This is a genomic window from Cohnella sp. GbtcB17, from assembly GCF_019091135.1.
In the GTDB taxonomy this organism is placed as follows: Bacteria; Bacillota; Bacilli; order Paenibacillales; family Paenibacillaceae; genus Cohnella.
On sequence record NZ_JAGXJW010000052.1, the window covers coordinates 1 to 19,097 of the forward strand.

At 45.7% G+C, this 19,097-nt stretch carries 13 protein-coding genes and 1 pseudogene; 11 read left to right on the top strand and 3 right to left on the bottom strand.

Annotated features, from left to right (window positions below; all coding sequences use genetic code 11):
* The first annotated feature begins 767 nt into the window (after positions 1-767).
* Positions 768-3,341, top strand: a complete 2,574-nt coding sequence (locus KVT38_RS24785) for an HD domain-containing protein (RefSeq protein WP_254639532.1) — start codon at positions 768-770, stop codon at positions 3,339-3,341.
* A gap of 973 nt (positions 3,342-4,314) precedes the next feature.
* The gene (locus KVT38_RS24790) at positions 4,315-6,237 is read left to right on the top strand and encodes an AAA family ATPase (protein WP_217596433.1); all 1,923 of its coding nucleotides are present in this window, start codon (positions 4,315-4,317) and stop codon (positions 6,235-6,237) included.
* 420 nt (positions 6,238-6,657) lie between these two features.
* On the opposite strand, the gene purM is transcribed toward KVT38_RS24790, so the two are convergent.
* Positions 6,658-7,710: a phosphoribosylformylglycinamidine cyclo-ligase gene (purM, locus tag KVT38_RS24795; protein ID WP_217596434.1), complete on the bottom strand. Its 1,053-nt coding sequence runs from the start codon at positions 7,708-7,710 to the stop codon at positions 6,658-6,660.
* 125 nt (positions 7,711-7,835) lie between these two features.
* Here purM and pdxR point away from each other — a divergent pair, with 125 nt between their 5' ends.
* Positions 7,836-9,275, top strand: coding sequence for a MocR-like pyridoxine biosynthesis transcription factor PdxR (pdxR, locus tag KVT38_RS24800; RefSeq protein WP_217596483.1), 1,440 nt, complete (start codon positions 7,836-7,838; stop codon positions 9,273-9,275).
* Between the two features lie 41 nt (positions 9,276-9,316).
* A pseudogene (locus tag KVT38_RS35625) lies at positions 9,317-9,439 on the top strand (ATP-binding protein); the annotation flags it as partial.
* A gap of 113 nt (positions 9,440-9,552) precedes the next feature.
* On the opposite strand, the gene KVT38_RS24805 reads toward KVT38_RS35625, so the two are convergent.
* Positions 9,553-11,472: a serine hydrolase domain-containing protein gene (locus KVT38_RS24805; RefSeq protein WP_217596435.1), complete on the bottom strand. Its 1,920-nt coding sequence runs from the start codon at positions 11,470-11,472 to the stop codon at positions 9,553-9,555.
* A 356-nt stretch (positions 11,473-11,828) separates the two neighbouring features.
* Here KVT38_RS24805 and KVT38_RS24810 point away from each other — a divergent pair, with 356 nt between their 5' ends.
* The 7 genes from KVT38_RS24810 to KVT38_RS24840 all read left to right on the top strand — a co-directional run bounded on the left by KVT38_RS24810 (position 11,829) and on the right by KVT38_RS24840 (position 18,484).
* On the top strand, positions 11,829-12,542 hold the full coding sequence (locus tag KVT38_RS24810; RefSeq protein ID WP_217596436.1) for a vWA domain-containing protein: 714 nt from the start codon (positions 11,829-11,831) through the stop codon (positions 12,540-12,542).
* A 22-nt stretch (positions 12,543-12,564) separates the two neighbouring features.
* Entirely contained in the window at positions 12,565-13,446 is an 882-nt protein-coding gene (locus KVT38_RS24815; RefSeq protein ID WP_217596437.1) for a PP2C family serine/threonine-protein phosphatase, read from the top strand.
* Entirely contained in the window at positions 13,403-14,737 is a 1,335-nt protein-coding gene (locus tag KVT38_RS24820) for a protein kinase domain-containing protein (RefSeq protein ID WP_217596438.1), read from the top strand. Before KVT38_RS24815 ends, KVT38_RS24820 begins: the two co-directional genes overlap by 44 nt.
* A gap of 24 nt (positions 14,738-14,761) precedes the next feature.
* Positions 14,762-15,850: a hypothetical protein gene (locus tag KVT38_RS24825; RefSeq protein WP_217596439.1), complete on the top strand. Its 1,089-nt coding sequence runs from the start codon at positions 14,762-14,764 to the stop codon at positions 15,848-15,850.
* A gap of 146 nt (positions 15,851-15,996) precedes the next feature.
* Entirely contained in the window at positions 15,997-17,082 is a 1,086-nt protein-coding gene (locus KVT38_RS24830; protein ID WP_217596440.1) for an AI-2E family transporter, read from the top strand.
* Positions 17,083-17,211: 129 nt separating this feature from the next.
* Positions 17,212-17,694, top strand: coding sequence for a MarR family winged helix-turn-helix transcriptional regulator (locus KVT38_RS24835; protein ID WP_217596441.1), 483 nt, complete (start codon positions 17,212-17,214; stop codon positions 17,692-17,694).
* Between the two features lie 28 nt (positions 17,695-17,722).
* Positions 17,723-18,484, top strand: coding sequence for an SDR family NAD(P)-dependent oxidoreductase (locus tag KVT38_RS24840; protein ID WP_217596442.1), 762 nt, complete (start codon positions 17,723-17,725; stop codon positions 18,482-18,484).
* Positions 18,485-18,564: 80 nt separating this feature from the next.
* On the opposite strand, the gene KVT38_RS24845 is transcribed toward KVT38_RS24840, so the two are convergent.
* Positions 18,565-18,858 carry a hypothetical protein gene (locus tag KVT38_RS24845; RefSeq protein WP_217596443.1) on the bottom strand — a complete coding sequence of 98 codons (294 nt, stop codon included), beginning with the start codon at positions 18,856-18,858 and terminating at the stop codon, positions 18,565-18,567.
* Positions 18,859-19,097: the final 239 nt, after the last annotated feature.

Consider the following 19,097-nt stretch of genomic DNA (forward strand, 5'->3'; position numbering starts at 1 on the left):
GACTTGATCCGCTGTATCAGCGAGCGGTCAAAATCATGGTTATCAGATTGGAGTGAGTGGATTAGTTACGAGGGGAATCCGGTGGCAGTAGGGGAAGAGAAGTAGCGGAAAGATGGATAACAGTATTTAATCAAAAAATACATCACCAAGTAGCTCAGATGCCCTGGTGATGTATTTTTTATGCTCCGAAGTCAACACGAGGTTAACAACGGGTCTCTAATAATTTTTACCTGGGACTCCCCATAACGGGTTAGAAACCTGTCCATATCGTATTCATAAATTGACGAGTCAGCGATTGTGATGAATAAAATGTTAGATCAACATATGATCAACAATGAAAATGGTGTACTACTCTATTACGAAAAGCAATCTCCTCTTCGCACGAAGATCTTCCTTCGTCTCTCATATTCATGACGACTTGGTCTCAGGTAGGCCGGGTAGTTTGTCGTCTGAGTGAACCAATGGGCGTAAACCCCGCAACGTGGATGTTATGTGACGATACTCTTCCCTAAAAAACTCCAAAAAATCCCATGTTATTGCAAATATATGTGGTAAAATAGAACCATTCTATTACTTGGAGGTTCAAAATTAGCATTAGTTTGCGGTCTATTTCACCTAAATCGGCGCTCATTTCATTACACATATACTTAGCAAGTACAAATTATTTTATAAAATTTTCTCGGAATGTTATACACCTACTTCTAATGTTTCAACCTGTAAATTACATTTACTTCAAGCTGCAAATACAGGGAGGTCAAAAAGTGACAATGGAAATCGAGGAAGCAAAATTGGGGAAGTCGAAATTTGAACTAAATCCTCCTTCACTCTTTAAATATTTGGAGGAAAAGAAAAGTGAGTTTGTGAATCGAATATTAGAGGTAGCTCGTCTTGCAGAAAAAATGCTCAGCTTGATTCCCTCTACGTTTAAAGAGTACACATTACACGACATAGACCATTCGATACGTATGATTGACTACATGTTTCAGTTGATGCCGAATATAGAAGAATTAAGTGAGCTTGAAATAACAATTCTAATTTATTCAGCGTTACTGCATGACATTGGCATGTATTGCTCTGATGACGAAAGGAACAGGATAACTAACAATGACTATTCCTACTCTGAACTGCATTTCTCCTCAATCCTTCATAAGTATGGGGGGGATGAAACGGAAGCAATAAAATATTTTGTAAGAGTAAATCATGCCAAGCGGTCCGCAATTTATATTAAAAATGAATTGGTTAACTTAATGAATGTACCTTCGCACGAAACTTCATATTTTGCAGACGACGTGGCCTTAATTTGCGAGAGCCACAATGAGGGGATAGAGTGGGTATACGAGAACTTACAAACCTATATGGAAAAAGGAAAGTACTCATTTAATCCACAATTCTGTGCTATTTTGCTTAGACTCGCAGATATATTGGACTTTGATGGACAAAGGACGCCTCCCGTTCTGTACCATTTAATAAACCCTAAAGGTTTCAGTATGGGTGAGTGGCAAAAGCATTTTGTCATTGACAATAAAGATAAAGTTAAGCATGATGAACATTTGAAAATAAAGAAAATCACATTAACTGGTCAGTGTTCCGATGTTGAAATACATAGAAAGGTGTTGGATTACATTGGATGGATGAATAAGGAGATAAAAAACGCAAATTTATTCACGGAGGTCTGGAAGGAGAAATATTTACTACATTTTAAACATCCTGTCGAAAATAATATTAAGACTTTTGGGTTTTCGGCTTCTAACTTATCCCTTTCCGTAAATTACAAATCCATAAGCAAGCTTTTGATGGGTGAGAATCTTTATGGAGATAAAAAGTTAGGATTGAGAGAAATAATTCAGAATTCTATTGATGCCTGCCAAGTTAAAAGGGCATTGTACAATACCAAAAAAAGATTTGGAGATGAAGAATATTCGCCTTCAATACGTATAATCCTTGATAGAAATGAGGATACTATAACAATTGAAGACAACGGCATAGGAATGACCAAGAATATTATTGAGGAGTATTTTCTAAGCATAGGCAATTCTTACTATCGTTCTGAAGATTATATTTACAGTGGAATGAATTACACTGCAATAGGCAGTTTTGGTATTGGGTTTTTAGCGACATTCATGCTGTCTCGAGATGTAAAGGTTCATACTAGGCATATGAATGCTAATAAAAAAATTACTCTTTTGTTATCAAGTGATAGCGAGTTTGTCTGTATGGAAGAAACAGTTGACTTGTTATTTACTGGAACTAGAATAGAACTTAATTATCGTGAATTTATGAGGGTTTTTGATAACCGAATAGAAAATTTAAAAATTTTTTTAAGTTCTTATTTTATTACTGATAGTATTTCACTTCGTTTTATTGATCGGGATATATTAGAAGATATTTATATATTGAATGAATTAAAAAAACAAGATATTGATTTAAATCATGCCTGGATAGATGCTTCCAAATATTTAAAATACATTACAGGATTTGTAAAAATCGAGGAAAATAGCATTCAACTCACATGGCCCCAAGTTGTTTCAGGGGATACGTTTTATTTTTTTAATGGTATACAACTGGACTTGGTTGACGTAGACAGTTTCAATTTCCATCAGGTTTACAATAATGAATCAAATGAGATCAACGGTGTAATGATTTACTACTTGACTAAAGAAACATTACCAATTTATCAGGAATTTTTAAAAAGCAATAAGGACGATCAATATTTTCATGAGTCACAACTTGATAAGGTAATGATACTCTTGGATACTGAATGTACTGAAAAGTTCTTCTTTGATTCATATATGACTACTGGATGTATTTCTCAGGATATGCACAATGTTGTCATTAAAGAGTATGCTCCCGATGCTGTTGTATATGAAATGATTCCAGATTTGAAGCAGCGCCATATAAATGAAGTTATTAAATTGGATGGATCGCCGGTATTTATTAAAAGGGTCAAAATGAGACTCATTCTCTCTTCTAATACAAACGAGTTCCTCCCGCTAAGTGAATATCGGTATTATGCAGGGCATAATGAATCTTATGACAATGATTTATATTTAAGAGATATACTTGTAGACAAATGGCGGTTGTCTACGATGCTAGTCAGCTGGCTTGTGATAGAGGACTTTCGACTCAATATTATTAACAAGAGTATTGAACCAGACATATCTCGCAGTCGATTGAGTGACGATTCCGATGCAATATTAGAGGACGCACTATATGCTTTACCTTATGTTTGGTACTTGGATAAAAATCTGAACATCTCCAGTAGCATTAAAGATCTTATTAATAGATTTCTAGATTTCAATTATCCAAAGTATAAAATGCTGATGCGGGATCTTACTTCTTAAGACCTTAATGAATTTGAACTGACGCCGCCTACTGTAGCTTTCATTAATCGAAGTACCGGCGAACAATTCAATAGCAGCTGGTGACGAAGAAGAACGGAAAAACGTATAGCAGTACTTTTCTGCAGTACTTTTCTAATGAATACATCACCATACGGCTTTTACGCCACGGTGATGTATTTTATATTTTCGGCCTCAATTGGAGTCAACTTGCGCTCCATGAAGCTATTTACCGATCGGTTCGGCCAAACGCTCAATCGCATACATCTACAACATATCAAATAAACAGAAAAGATCCGAAATACCTTGCCAACTTGCGACGTTGTAAATTCGATCCCATTACGAATCAAAAAACTATTCAACAAAGAATCCATATATGCATTGAAGGTTCTGGGAGTATTTTGTTGAAATAGAAACTCAAAGATCAAACGTTTGTCCTTTACAGCATGATTAGTTTCCCCTGAAAAAATTAGACAAAAAAGAAAGAGAATTGAGGGACTCAATGGGAATCGTTTTGTCGAGATAACAAACCAATATGAGGGGACTGAATTCCTTAGGTTATGAATTTGGCGTCGCCCCTCAAACTCCTTTTGAGGTGAATAAATGTTGAAAATCGAAAACAACCAATTGACTCTGTGGAAGCCCTGTTGCCTTAACCACTTCGCAAGCTGCAGAAGAGCTGGTCTTCGTTGACGAGTTACTGGATAACCGGCTTTTCTGTCGCCGTTCATTGAAGCTGGTCAGTCCCGCTACTAAATCAACAACGAGCCAACAAGGTTTAAGTCCAACTTTGATCCATTCTGTTTTTATTCATCACATACGTCCGTATAGGCCATGAGACACCTAAAAGATGGATAATTTTTCATTTAAGAAGGAGGAATTAATTTTTAATAGTTTGAAGTTAGTAGGAGGGAATTGGGTGGATAAGCCGAAATAAGTCGAGTGGAAGAACATGGTTGGGAAAGGGGCTTTTTCAATGTTGAAGAAACTTACTTTGAGAAGATTTAAAAAATTTTACGATACAACAATTGACCTACAACCATTTACAATTCTAATGGGAGAAAATAGTTCCGGTAAGACAACCATTATCCAAGCAATTAACCTAGCTCATAATATTTTTGCGCGTACAGATATGTTGTATGTTAAGAATGGGAGAGTAAGCGTTAGAGAAAAAGGGATAGGGATGACAGAACTTCCTGGTGTAAGCATCTCTGATTTCCGTGAGCTTTATTACGCTAAAATTTCGCGTACAAATCAACATACTACTCTTGGTGATGGTAGCATTGGTGCGTATTTAGAACTAACAGATACATTTGATAATTCTTATAAACTTCAAATCTCATCTTTATTTGGTGGCTTCAACTTAAAATGTATTTCTAAACCATCAGAACTCGGTAATAACCCAACATTACAAGATTATAAGCCTTTGTATATTTCTGGGTTTATCGGATTAAGGTCGACAGAAGAACGATCTTTTCCGGTAGCAATCCAGGATAGACTACTTTCCGGTGAAGCGAGTACGATTATAAGAAACTTGTTGCTTGATGCAAAAACATATTCTCCAGACGGGTATTTAAAGCTGAAGAGTCGACTTGAAAGAAATTTTGGTTTTTATCTTGATGATGTAGTATTTAAGGAGGATCAAGATCTACATGTTAAAGCTCAATATAAAGAAACGTGTGAAAAGAATAAGTTAATCTTAGACTTCACCTCTTCTGGAAGCGGGTTTATGCAGATTCTACAAATACTTACACCTATTTATAGGTATTGTCCCGATAAGTGTAAAGTTGTGTTGTTGGATGAACCGGATGCACATTTGCACCCTAATCTTCAGGCTACACTAGCAAAAACACTTAGAGAAATTCAAGAAGAGTTAGGGATTCAGATTATTATATCTACACATTCGACCTCAATAATACGTGCAGCCAATCCTAACGAGGTAATTCCTGTATCATCTAGTAATCCTATAAATTCACCATTAACATCTAAAGCAGACGTCGAACAGGAAATTTCGGGAAAAATAGATACATACGAGCTCGGGAAGACGGTTATTAGTGGCAAGTTAATATTTTTTGAGGACAGTAATGTAGATATCTTTGAAACTTTTGATATGGTTGCGGGAACAAATTGTTTCAATGGAGCTAATACAGTTCCGGTAATTACCGGAAGAAGTAAAGATGATAAAGTTCCATTTCAACTATCCAGAGTATTTGAGAGTTTTCTTGATAAGAAAGTGGAAATTCATTTTATTCGAGATGGGGATGGATTAAACAATCAGTGGAGAGATGAGTTGCGTAAATATTCAGAGGCGCAATTAGTTAAACTACATCATTTACAAAGACATGAGGCTGAAAATTATTTATTAGTTCCTGCTCTGATCGAAAGAACTTTATTTAGGAAGTTTCAAGGAAGGACAATTCCTTCAATTAAGGAAATAGAGACGATGATAATAGAAGCATTGAGAAGTACAATAATCTATTCAAAATACCGTTTTGACGACCTATTAGAAGATAGTATTTATAAAACAGCAATGTTAATGTCCAAGTCCGAATATCGTAATCCTCAAATTTCCAAATCAGAAGCAATAAAAATACGGGAGCAATATGACCAATTAAGTTCTATTGAAGAATTAGTTTTAGTAGGCATGGGGAAGGAATCTTTGAAAATAGTTTTTCAACAGTTGAACGATGACTTTAAGTTAAATATATCTAAAGCTGATTTACTCCGAAATGTTGAAATCGGAGATATTACACCTGAAATGTTAGAGATGTTAAACGTACTGAAATCGAACGCACAGAAGATATCTCCTGAACCATTAGTAACTATGGAAAGTGTATCAGTTACTAGTGAAGAGCAGGCAGGTGATTTAGAAATAATTGGACAGTTAAGGTTATTCTAATTTTCTAATTTCTAATTATTTCCAAGTCGAGGACAACAAAACATACACTCAGTTTTGAAATTCTTTGGCTGGTCTTATTAAATTATTTACCCGGACAACGCCATCGCTACAGGAGACGAGTAACAACCAACCGCGTCGGGCGTGCATTCGTGGGTTTGGTATAGAGCATAAATTCGCATTAATGATGAATACACCGCCAGCATGCACAAAGGCTCTGGCGGTATTTTTTATTGCCTGAAGCCAGAACCGAATCAACAAGTTGTTTTGAATACATAATTTCAAGATAGGTTGAGACAAACGCCTGCTCGAACGCTCTTATACGCTTTAGAACAACAAGAGACCGGGTACGACGGTTGAGATGAGAGCACGGCTAGATAAAAGACGGTGCTCTGTATTTTTTAAGGAATCAACATGCAGCATTCACCATCTCAAATCCCCTACGAACCGCACCGGTTCGCTCCCCCGCTCGATGACACCGATTGGATACCCCTCATAGCCGAGATCGCTGCATGAGGATAGGAATGCAGATTCGGCATCCGGACGGACGACAGCGACCATGCCGACTCCCAGATTGAAGGTGCGAATCATATCCTCATCCGATAGCGAAGCAGCGGACCGTATGATGCGAAAAATCTCAGGTATCCTCAGCGTCGGCAAACTAACCTTCGCGCTTAACCCGTTCGGAATAATACGATTCAAATTCTCTGAAAGTCCCCCGCCCGTAATGTGAGCGAGGCCGGTAATATTCCCGTTGCCTAGCCACGGAACCAATGCGGGAAGGTAACAGCGGTGAGGCAATAATACCGCATTCAGAAAAGTATCGCCGCCCACTTTCCGCTCCGCAAGCTGTGGAACTTGTTGCAAGAGCTTTCTGACGAGCGAGTATCCATTCGTGTGCAGTCCATTCGATTCAAGCGCGAGCACGATGTCGCCAGGCAGGATGGCAGAGCCGTCAATGACGGCCGATCGTTCCACGACGCCGATTGCCGAGGCTGTCAGCAGATAGGTGCCCTCCGGTATTACCCCGGGTTGCTCGCTTGTTTCTCCGCCACTGAGCGTGAACCCGAGTCTCCTGCATCCATCGGCCAACGACCGCACGATTCGAACGACAATCTCACGGTCCAGCTTGCCGCATAGGATAGCATCCTGCATGACGACCGGAACGGCCCCCATAGCCAGCATATCGTTGGCGAGATGGTGCAAGAGATCCTCGCATAACGACTCGATCCGATCATGGGCGAACGCCAACTGCTGCTTCGTTCCGGGCTCCTCCGTTTTGAATGCAAGGATCGGCTCCCGATAACCCGGAAAACTAGGCACGAACAAACTTGCAAAAGCCCCGAGTCCGTTCAGAACCCGAGAATCCCCGCTGTCATTCAGAATGCCGCCCATCTCTTGTTTCGCCAACTCCGATTGGTGTCGATCGACCCCTGCCGATCGATAGGTAAGGGGTATGACATTTTCGCGATCCATCCGGCTTGCCTCCCCGCTATTGTGATACACTCAGTTTAGAGGTTCATTGACATATGAAAAATGTACAGATTCGATATTTTGTTCATGTCAGATCGAACGGATAAGGTGGGATCCTTTTGAAGCTCATGCCGCACCTTAACGAAACGCTGGATATTCCGCTCTATATGCAGCTCTATCAATATATCCGCGACACGATCAGAGACGGCCATCTCGCAAGCGGCGAGAGGCTTCCTTCCATCCGGGAGCTTTCGGGTTTTTTGTCGATTAGCCGTGCCCCCGTCGAAGAAGCCTATCGTCAGCTTCAGGCCGAAGGCTACATCTATTCGCGGCCGAGAAGCGGTGTATTCGTTGCCGAATTGGACGATCTGCAGAGTCGTTCCGCACTACCAGCGGCAGGGAAAGCCTCAAGTTCGGCTCGTTCCACGCCGCACGTAGAAGAAGATCCCCCGCTCGCTCCTTTGATGTACGACTTTGAGTATGAGGGCGTAGACCTGGCTTCTTTTCCGTTCGAAAAATGGCGGCGTCTGTTCGCCGAATGTCTATGGCCGGAAAATCGCAGCTTGTTCATGTACGGCGATCTGCAAGGGGACATCGGACTGAGAGAACAGATTGCGGTTTATTTGCGCCGCATGCGCGGGGTAATCTGCGAACCTTCGCAAATTGTAGTCGGCGCCGGTACCTACCACTCGCTTACGTTCTTGTGTCAGTTACTGCAAGAGGACCACCGTGTTATCGCGACCGAGAGAGCGATGAACGACGGGGTGCGTGCGGTTTTCGATGCCCATGCGATTCGGCTGGAACCGATTCCGCTCGACCAGGACGGCTTATGCGTCTCCGAAATCGATCCTGCCATAGCCAAAGCCGTATATGTAACCCCGGCGCACCAGTTCCCGTACGGCATGATTATGCCTTATAATCGGCGTTCGCAGTTGCTCGCATGGGCCAGCCAGCACGATGCGCTCGTCATTGAGAACGATTATGACGGCGAATTCCGCTACGGAGGGCGACCGATCCCGGCGCTGCAAAGCTTGGATACCGACGATCGGGTTATTTTGATGGGGACGTACTCCAAGGCGCTTCTGCCCGCATTTCGGTTAAGTTATCTCGTCTTGCCGCGGCGATTGCTGGCCCGATTCCATAGCCGCAAGCACGGGTTCGATCAACTGGCTTCCCCTCTTTTTCAGCGAACGCTCGAACGCATGATGGAGAGCGGCGAATTTGAACGCCACATGCGGCGGATGCGGCGAATCTACAACGATAAGTACCAAGCGATGCTAACCGCTATCCAGGAGTTCTGTGGCGACCGAGTGAAAGTTATAGGCGCGGGGTCCGGCTTACACCTTGTGGTTGAAATATGCGGGAAAGAGGAAAGTCGACTTTTGACGGAAGTAGAATATGTGCGTTTAGCCGCAAATGCGGGGATCGGCGTGTATTCGACGCTGAAATATGAACTGGCTCCGCCGCTCGAACGAAATCCGGCCTTGTTGCTCGGTTTCGGGGCTTTATCGAAATCTGCGATTAGGGACGGGATCAAGCTCCTTGGGGAGGTCTGGTTCAATAAATGACAAAGAGGATACGGACATGCTCATCAATGGCGATGAAGATCGGCGCGGGTCTAGGCTTATCCATTGCACGCTGGATAATGGAGCAGCATCATGGGACTATTCTGGTTAGTAGTGAGATGGAGCGGGGTACGATGGTTGAGATGAGGTTTTTGGCGGTGGGTTAGGTAAAGATAATCGTATCCGTACAACAAACAAGCCGTCAAAGCCCTCGGGCTACATGGCGGCTTGTCCTACATCCCCGGAATTCAACATCAGGCCAACCTTTTACCCTGCCTACCTAGCTATAAAACTCCCAGAATACAAGCTGTCCCACCAGAACAACCATCATCGCAGCAGGCAGAATGGCCGACCATTTGTATAGTGCCGTCGAAGCCGCGTGTCTGTTCCTCCAGGATAACAGCAGCGCACCCAGCAAAATGGCAGCCAGCCCAGTCAGACCGTAGTTGACGATAATCTGCGGATAGACTTCGGCATAGGCCCGCTCGTTGTTGCTGAGCATCCGCAACGCGAGAATCAGATTGTTTGCCACAATACCGGTACCCGTCAAGGTGAGGCCGGCCACCAGCTTGCGGCCCACGGTACGAGGCGCCGGGCTGCGTTTTCGGGCTCTCAACGCGTTCAGGACCGCCCGCACCAGCAATACGAGCGGAGCGATTATAAAATAGACGATGGCCAGTACCGCCAGACCGGCGCTCAGAATCAGAACCGGCATGGATTTACTGGCAGGCAGCGGCAAATAATCGGAGGTATAGACCGAGATCGCCTTAACCTCGCCATCTTTGACGGTAGCATACAGCATGGGCCAGGCATCGAGCGCCGAGTCTCCGCTCACTTTCTCATATAGGTAAGGCTGCACCTGCTTGTAGCTTCCGATCCTGCCAGCTAACGTCATCTGGAGCTGATCGGCTCCAAGCGGTTTAAGCTTCATCATCGTCAGATAGGGGAATAGCTTCATGAAGCCATGTTCAGGGCGGCGTGCAGCCACGAACTCGCCTCGAACCTCCGATACATCCGGCAGATTGACCGCTTCCGCCTGCTTTTGCGTGCCCACGATCGCTTTAGTCAGACCATGAACAATGTTGGTTTCGCCAGCCTGATTGGTCATAATGACGATTGCAAACCGATCTTCGGGCACAAGCTGCAGATTGGAGGAAAAAGCAATCGTGTTCCCGCCATGTCCAAGTGTCCGGTGCCGTCCGGGATATTCCCAGAATCCATGGGCAATACCCGGCATGCCTTCAGCAGAGGTATGACTCTGCGTCAGCATCGTACCCAACGTCTCCTGTTTCTCGAACAGAGGGGACTGCTGTCCGGCAGGCGGGAGGAAGGCAATCGCAAACTTGGCCAGATCCTCCGCGGTGCCGTTATTGCCGCCGTTCGGGTACATGGACATATAATTCCACGATCCGGGGGTAAAGGAGCCTTCTCCTTTGAAGAAATAACCTTTTGCTTTATGCTCCAGCAATTCCGGCCGATCCTCTACGATGGAATACGCAATGGAATCGCTCATGCCCAGGGGATCAAAAATATGCTGCTGAACGTATTCGTGAAAGGGCTGACCGCTAATTCTCTCCACGATATACGCAGCCAGCGAGTTACCATAGTTCGAATAGGCCACAACCTCGCCGGGTCTATAAATCTGTGCGGGCTGGGCAAGCTGCAGTCCTTCTTCCAGCGACCGTACTTCCTCCGGGGATTGATAGGCCATATCGAACATATACTCTTCAAACCCGGCATTGTGGTTCATCAGATGGAGCATCGTTATAGGATTATCGTATTTCAGTTTGGTCAGGAAATTCACCGGCAAATAGCTGCGAATATCTTCAGCCAGATCGATTTTCCCTTGTTCAGCCAGCTGCATCACGGACGCCCATACGGCAAGCTTGCTGATGGAGCCCCATTCCATGACCGTATCCGTCGAGACAGGAATCTGCTGCTCCACGTCTGCGTAGCCGTAGCCCTTGGACAGCACCACCCGGCCATCCTTCACGATAACAACCGACGCGCCTACAGTTTGTTGCCCGATATACTTTTCTACATAATCGTCGACAAAAGCTTCCAACCCGGTTAACGGAATCCCGGAAGGGGTTTCTTCACCCGTTCCCTCGCCAGTGTCCTCTGCTGCAAATGCTGCGATACTACTGCAAAGAAACAGTAGCATGGAGAAAACAAGGATACAGCCTCTTCTTAACAACAAAACCTCTCCTCCAGGTAGGTAAATTCCGGCAACCTTCCTATTTTAACAAAAGGGCAAGCAGCTGCATAATTTATATCAACCAAAAATATGCATTTCTTACTATAATAGAAGCGTGAAGCGGTACTTAAATGATGAATACATCGCCCTGCGGCTACCCTGGCGATGTATTTTTCTATTGAGGAATTAACACGGATAAAAATATACATTCTGCATGGCTCGAATTGAGCGTGTGGTTGTAGTGGGAGTTGCTCGTCAATCTGATGGTCGGAATCTGTAGGAACAATTACCCAATCTATGTATAATAGCTATATATGGAAATTTCATTCTATCTCTTCAAAAGCTAAGGAGACCTAACAATGGATATCCCTGTTATGGAAGGCACAATTGCCAAGAGAACACTTCACTTTTTCTGGATTGTTGATTGTTCTGGCTCTATGGAAGGCAAGAAGATTGCGAGTTTGAATCAAGCGATTCGCGAAACGATCCCGGAGATTAAAAAAGTCGTTGCCTCGCATCCAGAGGTACAGATCAAAATGAGAGCCATTCAATTCTCGGACACGGCTAGTTGGCTGATTGGGCCTGACGCAGTGCCCGTCGAGGACTTTATATGGTCCGATGTCACCGCGCACAGCGAGACGGCCACAGCGAAAGCAATTAGAATGCTCGCGGGTGAATTGGAGATTGAAAAAATGAGCAGAAGAGGATATCCCCCCGTCTGCATTCTTCTATCCGACGGCTTCTGTACGGATCCAGTGGAAGAATATGAAGCTGCTATTCAACAACTGAACTCTCTGCCTTGGGGAAGAAAAGCGGTTAGGCTCGTCATCGCCATCGGCAACGAAAGCGAGTATGATGAGGAGCAACTCTTGAAGTTTGTCAGCCATAAAGAGATCGGCGTGCTCCATGCCGATACCCCCGAGAAACTGACAGAATACATCAAGTGGGCGAGTGTGTCCGCTTCGGTAGGCGCCTCCGTCGGCAAGAGTAACACCAACTCCGATCTTGAACAGAACGTTGTCCTTCCCGCTCCTCCGGCAGTGACAACGACAAATCAAACGGATGTCTTCTGACTACTTATACGGCTCTTCCTCAGTGAGCGAATATTATGCATGCAAAGTGACAGGAGCATCACATCTTAGAGATCAAGCGCATTGCCAAGACGCCTACGGAGCCGTTTATTTAAATAAAGCCAATGAAGAAGCAACTTTTCTGGCTGTTGCCGATGGACACGGGTCGGAACGGCATGACTTAAGCGAGCATGGGTCCAAGCTCGCTGCGAGAGCCGCCTTGGAAATTATGCAAGAATTTTATCAGAAGTTTGCTTCCATGCCAATTGAGCTCGCACGGAGCTTTAAAAGGGATCTACCAAGATTAGTAGTCCGTCGTTGGCAAGGCTATGTCAAAGAAGATGCCCTGTCTCGGCAACTGACTGGTATTGAAGATCTTCGCAGCTTGTACTCTCGTTATGGGACAACATTAATCGCTGCCTTGTGTACGCCTCAATTTATCCTGTTCGGTCAGATTGGAGATGGTAACATCGTTCTCATCGATTCGGACGGTCAGATCGACATGCCATTTGTCCGAGCTTCAGATGAACTGATCGGGAACGCTACATATTCCCTGTCGAATGGGCAGGCCCACCTGCTATGGTCCACTGCACAGAGAAGTCTCAGCAAACCATCCCTGTTTATTATGAGCACGGACGGACTGGCGAACAGTTTCGATAGTGACCAATCTTTTCAAGCCTTTTCCCTGAGCTTATGGAATACCATTCGCGAGAACAGTGTGGGTTCTTTTAAAGACTTTTTCCCTGATATGTTGCGCGACTTCACATCTCGCGGAAGCGGGGACGATATTACAATAGCCTTACACTATTCGGTTGAACCAAAAACTACCAGAAGTCCTGGCGTGAAGGAAGGGGACCCCCTAGTTGCTACAGATCGGCCAAACAGTGAGAGCGGAGATTGCGAATGAGCTGGTAACCGTCCTTAAGAAGCTAGGAGAAGGCGGACAGGGCGCGGTCTATTTAGTCGAGAGTAAATCTTATGGACGGAAAGCCTTAAAATGGTACAACCTCAACCAATCCACTCCCTACCAGAAAAAATCCATTATGGAGCTGATTCAACACGGGATTCCCGATGGAGAGGCAGGGCGTCGGTTTATTTGGCCAATAGAACTGGTTACCTCCAATTCCTCCAACCAATTCGGATATCTCATGGACTTGATAGATACCTCGAGATTCGCAGAACTGGGAGAAGTCTGGAGCCGAATCAAGCCGGCTCCTTCTATGAGAACGATGTGTGTGATCTCCAAGCGGGCAGCCGAGTCCTATCGATCGCTGCACTTGGATGGCTTCTGCTACCGGGATATCTCAAAAGGCAATATGATGTTCGACACCCAGAACGGGGATGTCTTGATTTGCGATAATGATAATGTCGGTGTTAATCTTCAGTCTGAGTCGCAGGTATGGGGAACCTTGGAGTATATGGCGCCGGAACTCATTCTTGAAAAAGCGCCACCTTCGACACGCACCGACCTCCATTCGCTGGCTGTGCTGTTGTTCCAGCTCTGGGTTTGGCACCATCCTTTTCATGGACAAATGGAGTACCGGATTCGGTCATGGGATCTTCCAGCCAAAAAACAAATATACGGCGAAGACCCTGTGTTTATTTTCGATCTAAACGATCGAAGAAACGAATTACCCAACGATCCGGAGTATGTCACCCCGCAACGCCGGTGGGACTGTCTCCCTCTGAATCTAAAAGAGATGTTCACCCGGGCTTTCACTGTGGGGCTTCACAGCCCGAACCAACGAGTCACTGAGGGAGAATGGAAAAGGCTATTTGCAGAGCTGGAGGATTGCATCGTGTCCTGTCCTCATGACCGTGCAGAAAATTTCTGGTACGAAGGTGCCGTCTCTCTTCATTGCTGGTACTGTACAAGAGAAATATCTTCGCCACCCAAACTACTGATTCATAATTCCGCTGGCAGAAAATTTATTGTCTTAAACAACGATACCATTGTCCTTAACCACCACTTCAACCCATCCGCCGATCCGGGATCTGCAGAGCAGCTTGTAGCGAAAATTGTTCAGAACCCGAACAATCCAGGCGTATGGGGGCTTCGTAATCTAACCGACCGGCCGTGGATCGCTGAGCATGGACAAGAAGCACCAAAAGAGGTGCCTCCTCAGAAAGCCATCCCGCTAGTGGCTGGGCTGAAGATTGAATTCTCTCCTTCCGTTAAAGGCGAGATTTATGCGTAACGTGGCGAGAGAAGGGAGAAGACAATGCCGGAGACTAAGTTAAGCTGTAGAGATGCCATCAAGTTAATGCTGGAGAAGCGTGGACCACAGCTGCTCGATGACAAACGACTTTTCCGATCCATACTAATGGATTACTTGCCTCAATCCGAGAGAGAAACGAATTTAATCCTATTCGGGCTGCAAATCAATATAATGAAGGAGCTCAGCGGGATTACAGAGGATATCGTTCCTAAAATCATGGTTGAACGGCTTCGTTTCAAGCTCTATAGTGTGTTTGGCGTTGCTGAAGAGCTAGCCCTTTGGATCATTCAGGAATGGGCGGGAGTTTTGGACAAGCAAGTGGAGACTCCAACCCCTGAACAGCCAGAAGAACAACCTATCCAGGTTCAAACGGGTTATGTGCCTGCTCCCGTTCCTCGGGCGCCGAAGCCTCGATATATACGCACTGTCTTTTCGACGCTTCTAGTCGTAGTAGTGATTCTATTTGTGATTTATGAAGGGAAGCCGGATTGGTTAAGGGCAGTTTTAATTAATGATTCGGATGTGAATAACGCTACACCCATCCGGGAAGTCCCCGCCACTCAGCAGGCATCCGCTGCCACTCAGCGAGCATCCGAAGAGCCAGAGCAAGTAGGCAAAATGACTGTTACGATTGGATCAGTCGAAGTAGGGCAGCCTTATGTAGCACAGAACTCGGGCGATTACTTTTCGGATAATCTTGTTAGAACTGTCGAGGTTTTAGACGCTCAATTAAAAAAAACCAAGTCTCTTTACATTTTTCCCGATAGTCTAGTAGAGGACGAAAATGAATCCGATCTGGCCGAACAAATACAACCTCGAGCACAAACCGTCAGAATCTATTTTGAAGATGACAACGGCTATATAACTCTAACTCAACCTTTTTTATTGAAGCTTGTAGAAGACGGTAAACTAGAGACGGTCTTCACCTCACAAAAAAACAAATCTGTTGTAATCTTTAAATCTAGGAAGGTCGACGGACAGAACGCCGTTTATACTTTGTATCAATTCAGCAATAACGAGTTGGTATACATCGATACGTATGAGACTAATTTGTTTTCCGAGGATCTCGTCCCGGATAGAACAAGTAAATGAATAGAAGCCGTCATCAGCTAACTCCTTTTATAAACCACCAATTAAATGTAATTGGTAGCTGTCTTATTTTGGCGTAATTCTCCGGCAGTCCTCCTCGTTTCTGTCCCTTCCTCCGGCGGGTAATAGAGCCAAAAGGAGGAGCTGCCATGCCGCATGCGAAGTTTTTTCGAATCATTCTCAGCGTTATTTTTGTGCTGCTGGCGATCTTTCTTCTCTTCCTTGATCGCTTCATGTTCGCGCCGATCGTTCGAATGTTCGAAATTTTGATTTTGCCGATCTCGCTGTCCGGCTTTCTCTATTACCTCCTCCGCCCGATCGTCGGATTTCTACATAACCGGGGGATGAAGCGTTGGCTTGCCGTCACGCTGCTTTATGTGGTGTTCGCTGGTTTAATCGCCTTGTTCATCTGGCTGGTGTGGCCGTCGTTGCGCGATCAGACGAACAACTTTATCAACAACGCGCCCGAAGTCGTGGAGGACCTGAGCGATCAGGTTCAGGATAAGACGGATGACGGGAGCGTGGTCTCAACGGTCCTGCCGGAGTCGTTTGATTTGGAAACTCGAATGTCGGAGTATGCCCAGAAGGCTGGCGCCTGGGTTTCTACGTATCTGACGAACATCATCTCCGTCATTTCCCGTGCCGTCGTGCTGATCGGGGTTGTGCCGGTCATTCTCTTCTTTATGCTGAAGGACGGGCGCAAGCTTGAGGATTCCCTTTTATATCTGGTGCCGCGCAAGTACAAGGCTGAAGGGCATGCGGCCCTGACGGAGATCGACGAAGCGCTCGGTTCGTTTATCGTCAGCCGGGTCGTGCTGAACATCATTCTAGGCGCTCTCATGTATGTCGGTTTCCTGTTCATCGGGCTTCCGTACGCGCTGCTGCTGGTGCTGATCTCCGTCGTGCTGAACTTTATTCCGTACATCGGCGCCATTATGGCGGCTATCCCGGTCCTCGTTGTCGCTTTTATGGAATCTCCCATGATGGCGCTCTGGTCGCTGCTCATTATTCTGGCTGCGCAGCAGATTCAGGACCATATTCTGACGCCGATCATCTTCGGACGGACGATGGCGATTCATCCTGTGACCGTTATCGTGCTTCTGCTGCTTGGTGGGGATCTTGCCGGCGTGCTGGGCATGCTGCTGAGTATCCCGGCGTATATTGTCGTTAAAATTTTGCTGACGCACATTTACAAGCTGTTCTTCCAGGAGAAGGTGGAGGAGATCGTGGAGTAATGCCGCGGTCTCCGTGCCTTCACAACAATTTAGTGGACGATCTGACTATATGCGTATATACTTAGGTAACCAATTAAATTGGTTACCTATTTATTAGGTTTCCTATGTAAGTCCTGGGGAGTGAGCGGATTGTCCGAGGAGCGGAAGGAAATCGCAAAGCAGTTAATGGAATCGTACTTTCAATCGCAAGTCAGCGGAAATATGATGCAGAATCGCGCGGTGCACAATCAGAAGCCAGGCGAGATCATGGTTCTCTACTTCATCAGCATGAACGTTCAGGATGGCGATTCGGGATTGATGGTGTCGGAGATCAGCGGAAAATTAAATGTGACTTCGCCGACGATTACGCAGCATATCAACAGTCTGGAAGCGCAGGAGCTGGTCAAGCGTCATGCCGATCCTGCCGATCGGCGAATCGTCAGAATCCGGCTTACGGATCAAGGCAAAGCGTATATCCAACGTATTAATGAAGCCCGTCTTAACATGTTCGTTGACTTGGTCAACCATCTTGGAGCGGAAGAAAGCAAGCAATTCGCAGATATGATGAAAAAAGCCTCAGATTATATGCTCAAGCAACAAGCGTTTTACATTCGAAGCTTCTCTGCGGAGTAGTTCAATTGAAGGAAGGGGGAGAACGGATATGAAATATACGGTGATAACGGGGGCAAGCTCGGGAATCGGGTATGAAGCGGCTCTTGCTTTTGCGGCACGCGGAAAGAACTTGATTCTGGCAGCCCGCAGAACCGGGGAATTGGAACGTTTAAAATCAAAGGTGGCCGACCTTAACCCCGGCCTGGATGTTGTCCTGCGAACGGTCGACTTGTCCGTTGCCGCCGAAGTTTATGAATTTTACGAAAGCCTTGCGGATTATCCGATCGAGACCTGGATCAATAATGCGGGAGCCGGAAGCTTCGCCTCCGTCGGAGAGCAAAATTTAAACAAAGTGACGACGATGCTTCACTTGAATATCGAAGCCTTAACTGTGCTTACTACCCTTTATGTTCGCGATTATGCAGATGTCGAAGGGACGCAGATCATCAATGTTTCTTCGGGAGGAGGCTACCAGATTGTCGGCAATTCCGTAGCCTACTGCGCGACAAAGTTCTATGCAAGTGCCTTTACGGAAGGCATCGAGCAGGAATTAAAGGAACGCGGCGCTGCGCTCCGAGCCAAAGTGTTGGCCCCCGCGGCGACTGCGACTGAATTTATAAAAAGCGCTTTGGATTTAGAAGCGTTTCATTATGAAGGCGTCGTTCCGAAGTTTCATACCGCCGAAGAAATGGCCGGGTTTATGTTGGATCTCTACGACAGCGAGAAAGTCGTTGGCATCGTGAACGGAAGTACGTACGACTTCGAATTAAGAGATCCGATCTACCCGTATGTGGGAAGGGTGAGAGGGTAGGCCTCAAACCGGTTCTATTAAGGGGCCCTCCGCCTGTACGGCGGAGAGCCGGTTGCTGGAATGGTGCGCGAGGCTGCAAGCTACAGCTTCGCCTTGATATCCTTCAAATACTTGATGACGACGGCGAGGGCGCCGATATAATAAGCCGTCTTGACGATCCAACCCGTCTCGTCCATCAGCGCGATCCCTGCCAGTATGAGCAGCGGCAGCACATGGACGACGATCCCCCTCAGGTAGACGAGAACCGCTTCGTTCGCGTTAACAAGCTTGTTGCCTTGGAGCGATTGGAAAAGTCCGACCAGGAAGTCGACCGCCATCGAGCCAAGAACGACCCACAGGGCAACCTCCATCCAATGCGTCGGTGAACCAATCATACCGAATCATCCCTTCCTGCATAGAGTAAGGTTCCATTTGCAGGATATTCGGGAGAGGACAGGCGGGTGCGGGCACGGTTAAAAAGCAGGCTTATGAGACGACTCGGGGCGCGATGCCGTTGATGAAGCTGCGGCATGTGGTCGACATGGCGCTTCGGCTATGGCCCGGCTCATCGGAATATACAGGGTAGAATTTAAAACGCCTCCCGCCCACAGCATCGTGGAATAGGAGGCGTTTT

What these genes read in the sequence shown, in the direction of transcription:
- KVT38_RS24840 (WP_217596442.1), top strand. Translation starts at nt 17,723, where the DNA reads ATGAAATATACGGTGATAACGGGGGCAAGCTCGGGAATCGGGTATGAA.
- KVT38_RS24825 (WP_217596439.1), top strand. Translation starts at nt 14,762, where the DNA reads ATGCCGGAGACTAAGTTAAGCTGTAGAGATGCCATCAAGTTAATGCTG.
- KVT38_RS24790 (WP_217596433.1), top strand. Translation starts at nt 4,315, where the DNA reads ATGTTGAAGAAACTTACTTTGAGAAGATTTAAAAAATTTTACGATACA.
- KVT38_RS24785 (WP_254639532.1), top strand. Translation starts at nt 768, where the DNA reads ATGGAAATCGAGGAAGCAAAATTGGGGAAGTCGAAATTTGAACTAAAT.
- KVT38_RS24845 (WP_217596443.1), bottom strand. Translation starts at nt 18,858, where the DNA reads ATGATTGGTTCACCGACGCATTGGATGGAGGTTGCCCTGTGGGTCGTT.
- KVT38_RS24830 (WP_217596440.1), top strand. Translation starts at nt 15,997, where the DNA reads ATGCCGCATGCGAAGTTTTTTCGAATCATTCTCAGCGTTATTTTTGTG.
- KVT38_RS24810 (WP_217596436.1), top strand. Translation starts at nt 11,829, where the DNA reads ATGGATATCCCTGTTATGGAAGGCACAATTGCCAAGAGAACACTTCAC.
- purM (WP_217596434.1), bottom strand. Translation starts at nt 7,710, where the DNA reads ATGGATCGCGAAAATGTCATACCCCTTACCTATCGATCGGCAGGGGTC.
- pdxR (WP_217596483.1), top strand. Translation starts at nt 7,836, where the DNA reads ATGCCGCACCTTAACGAAACGCTGGATATTCCGCTCTATATGCAGCTC.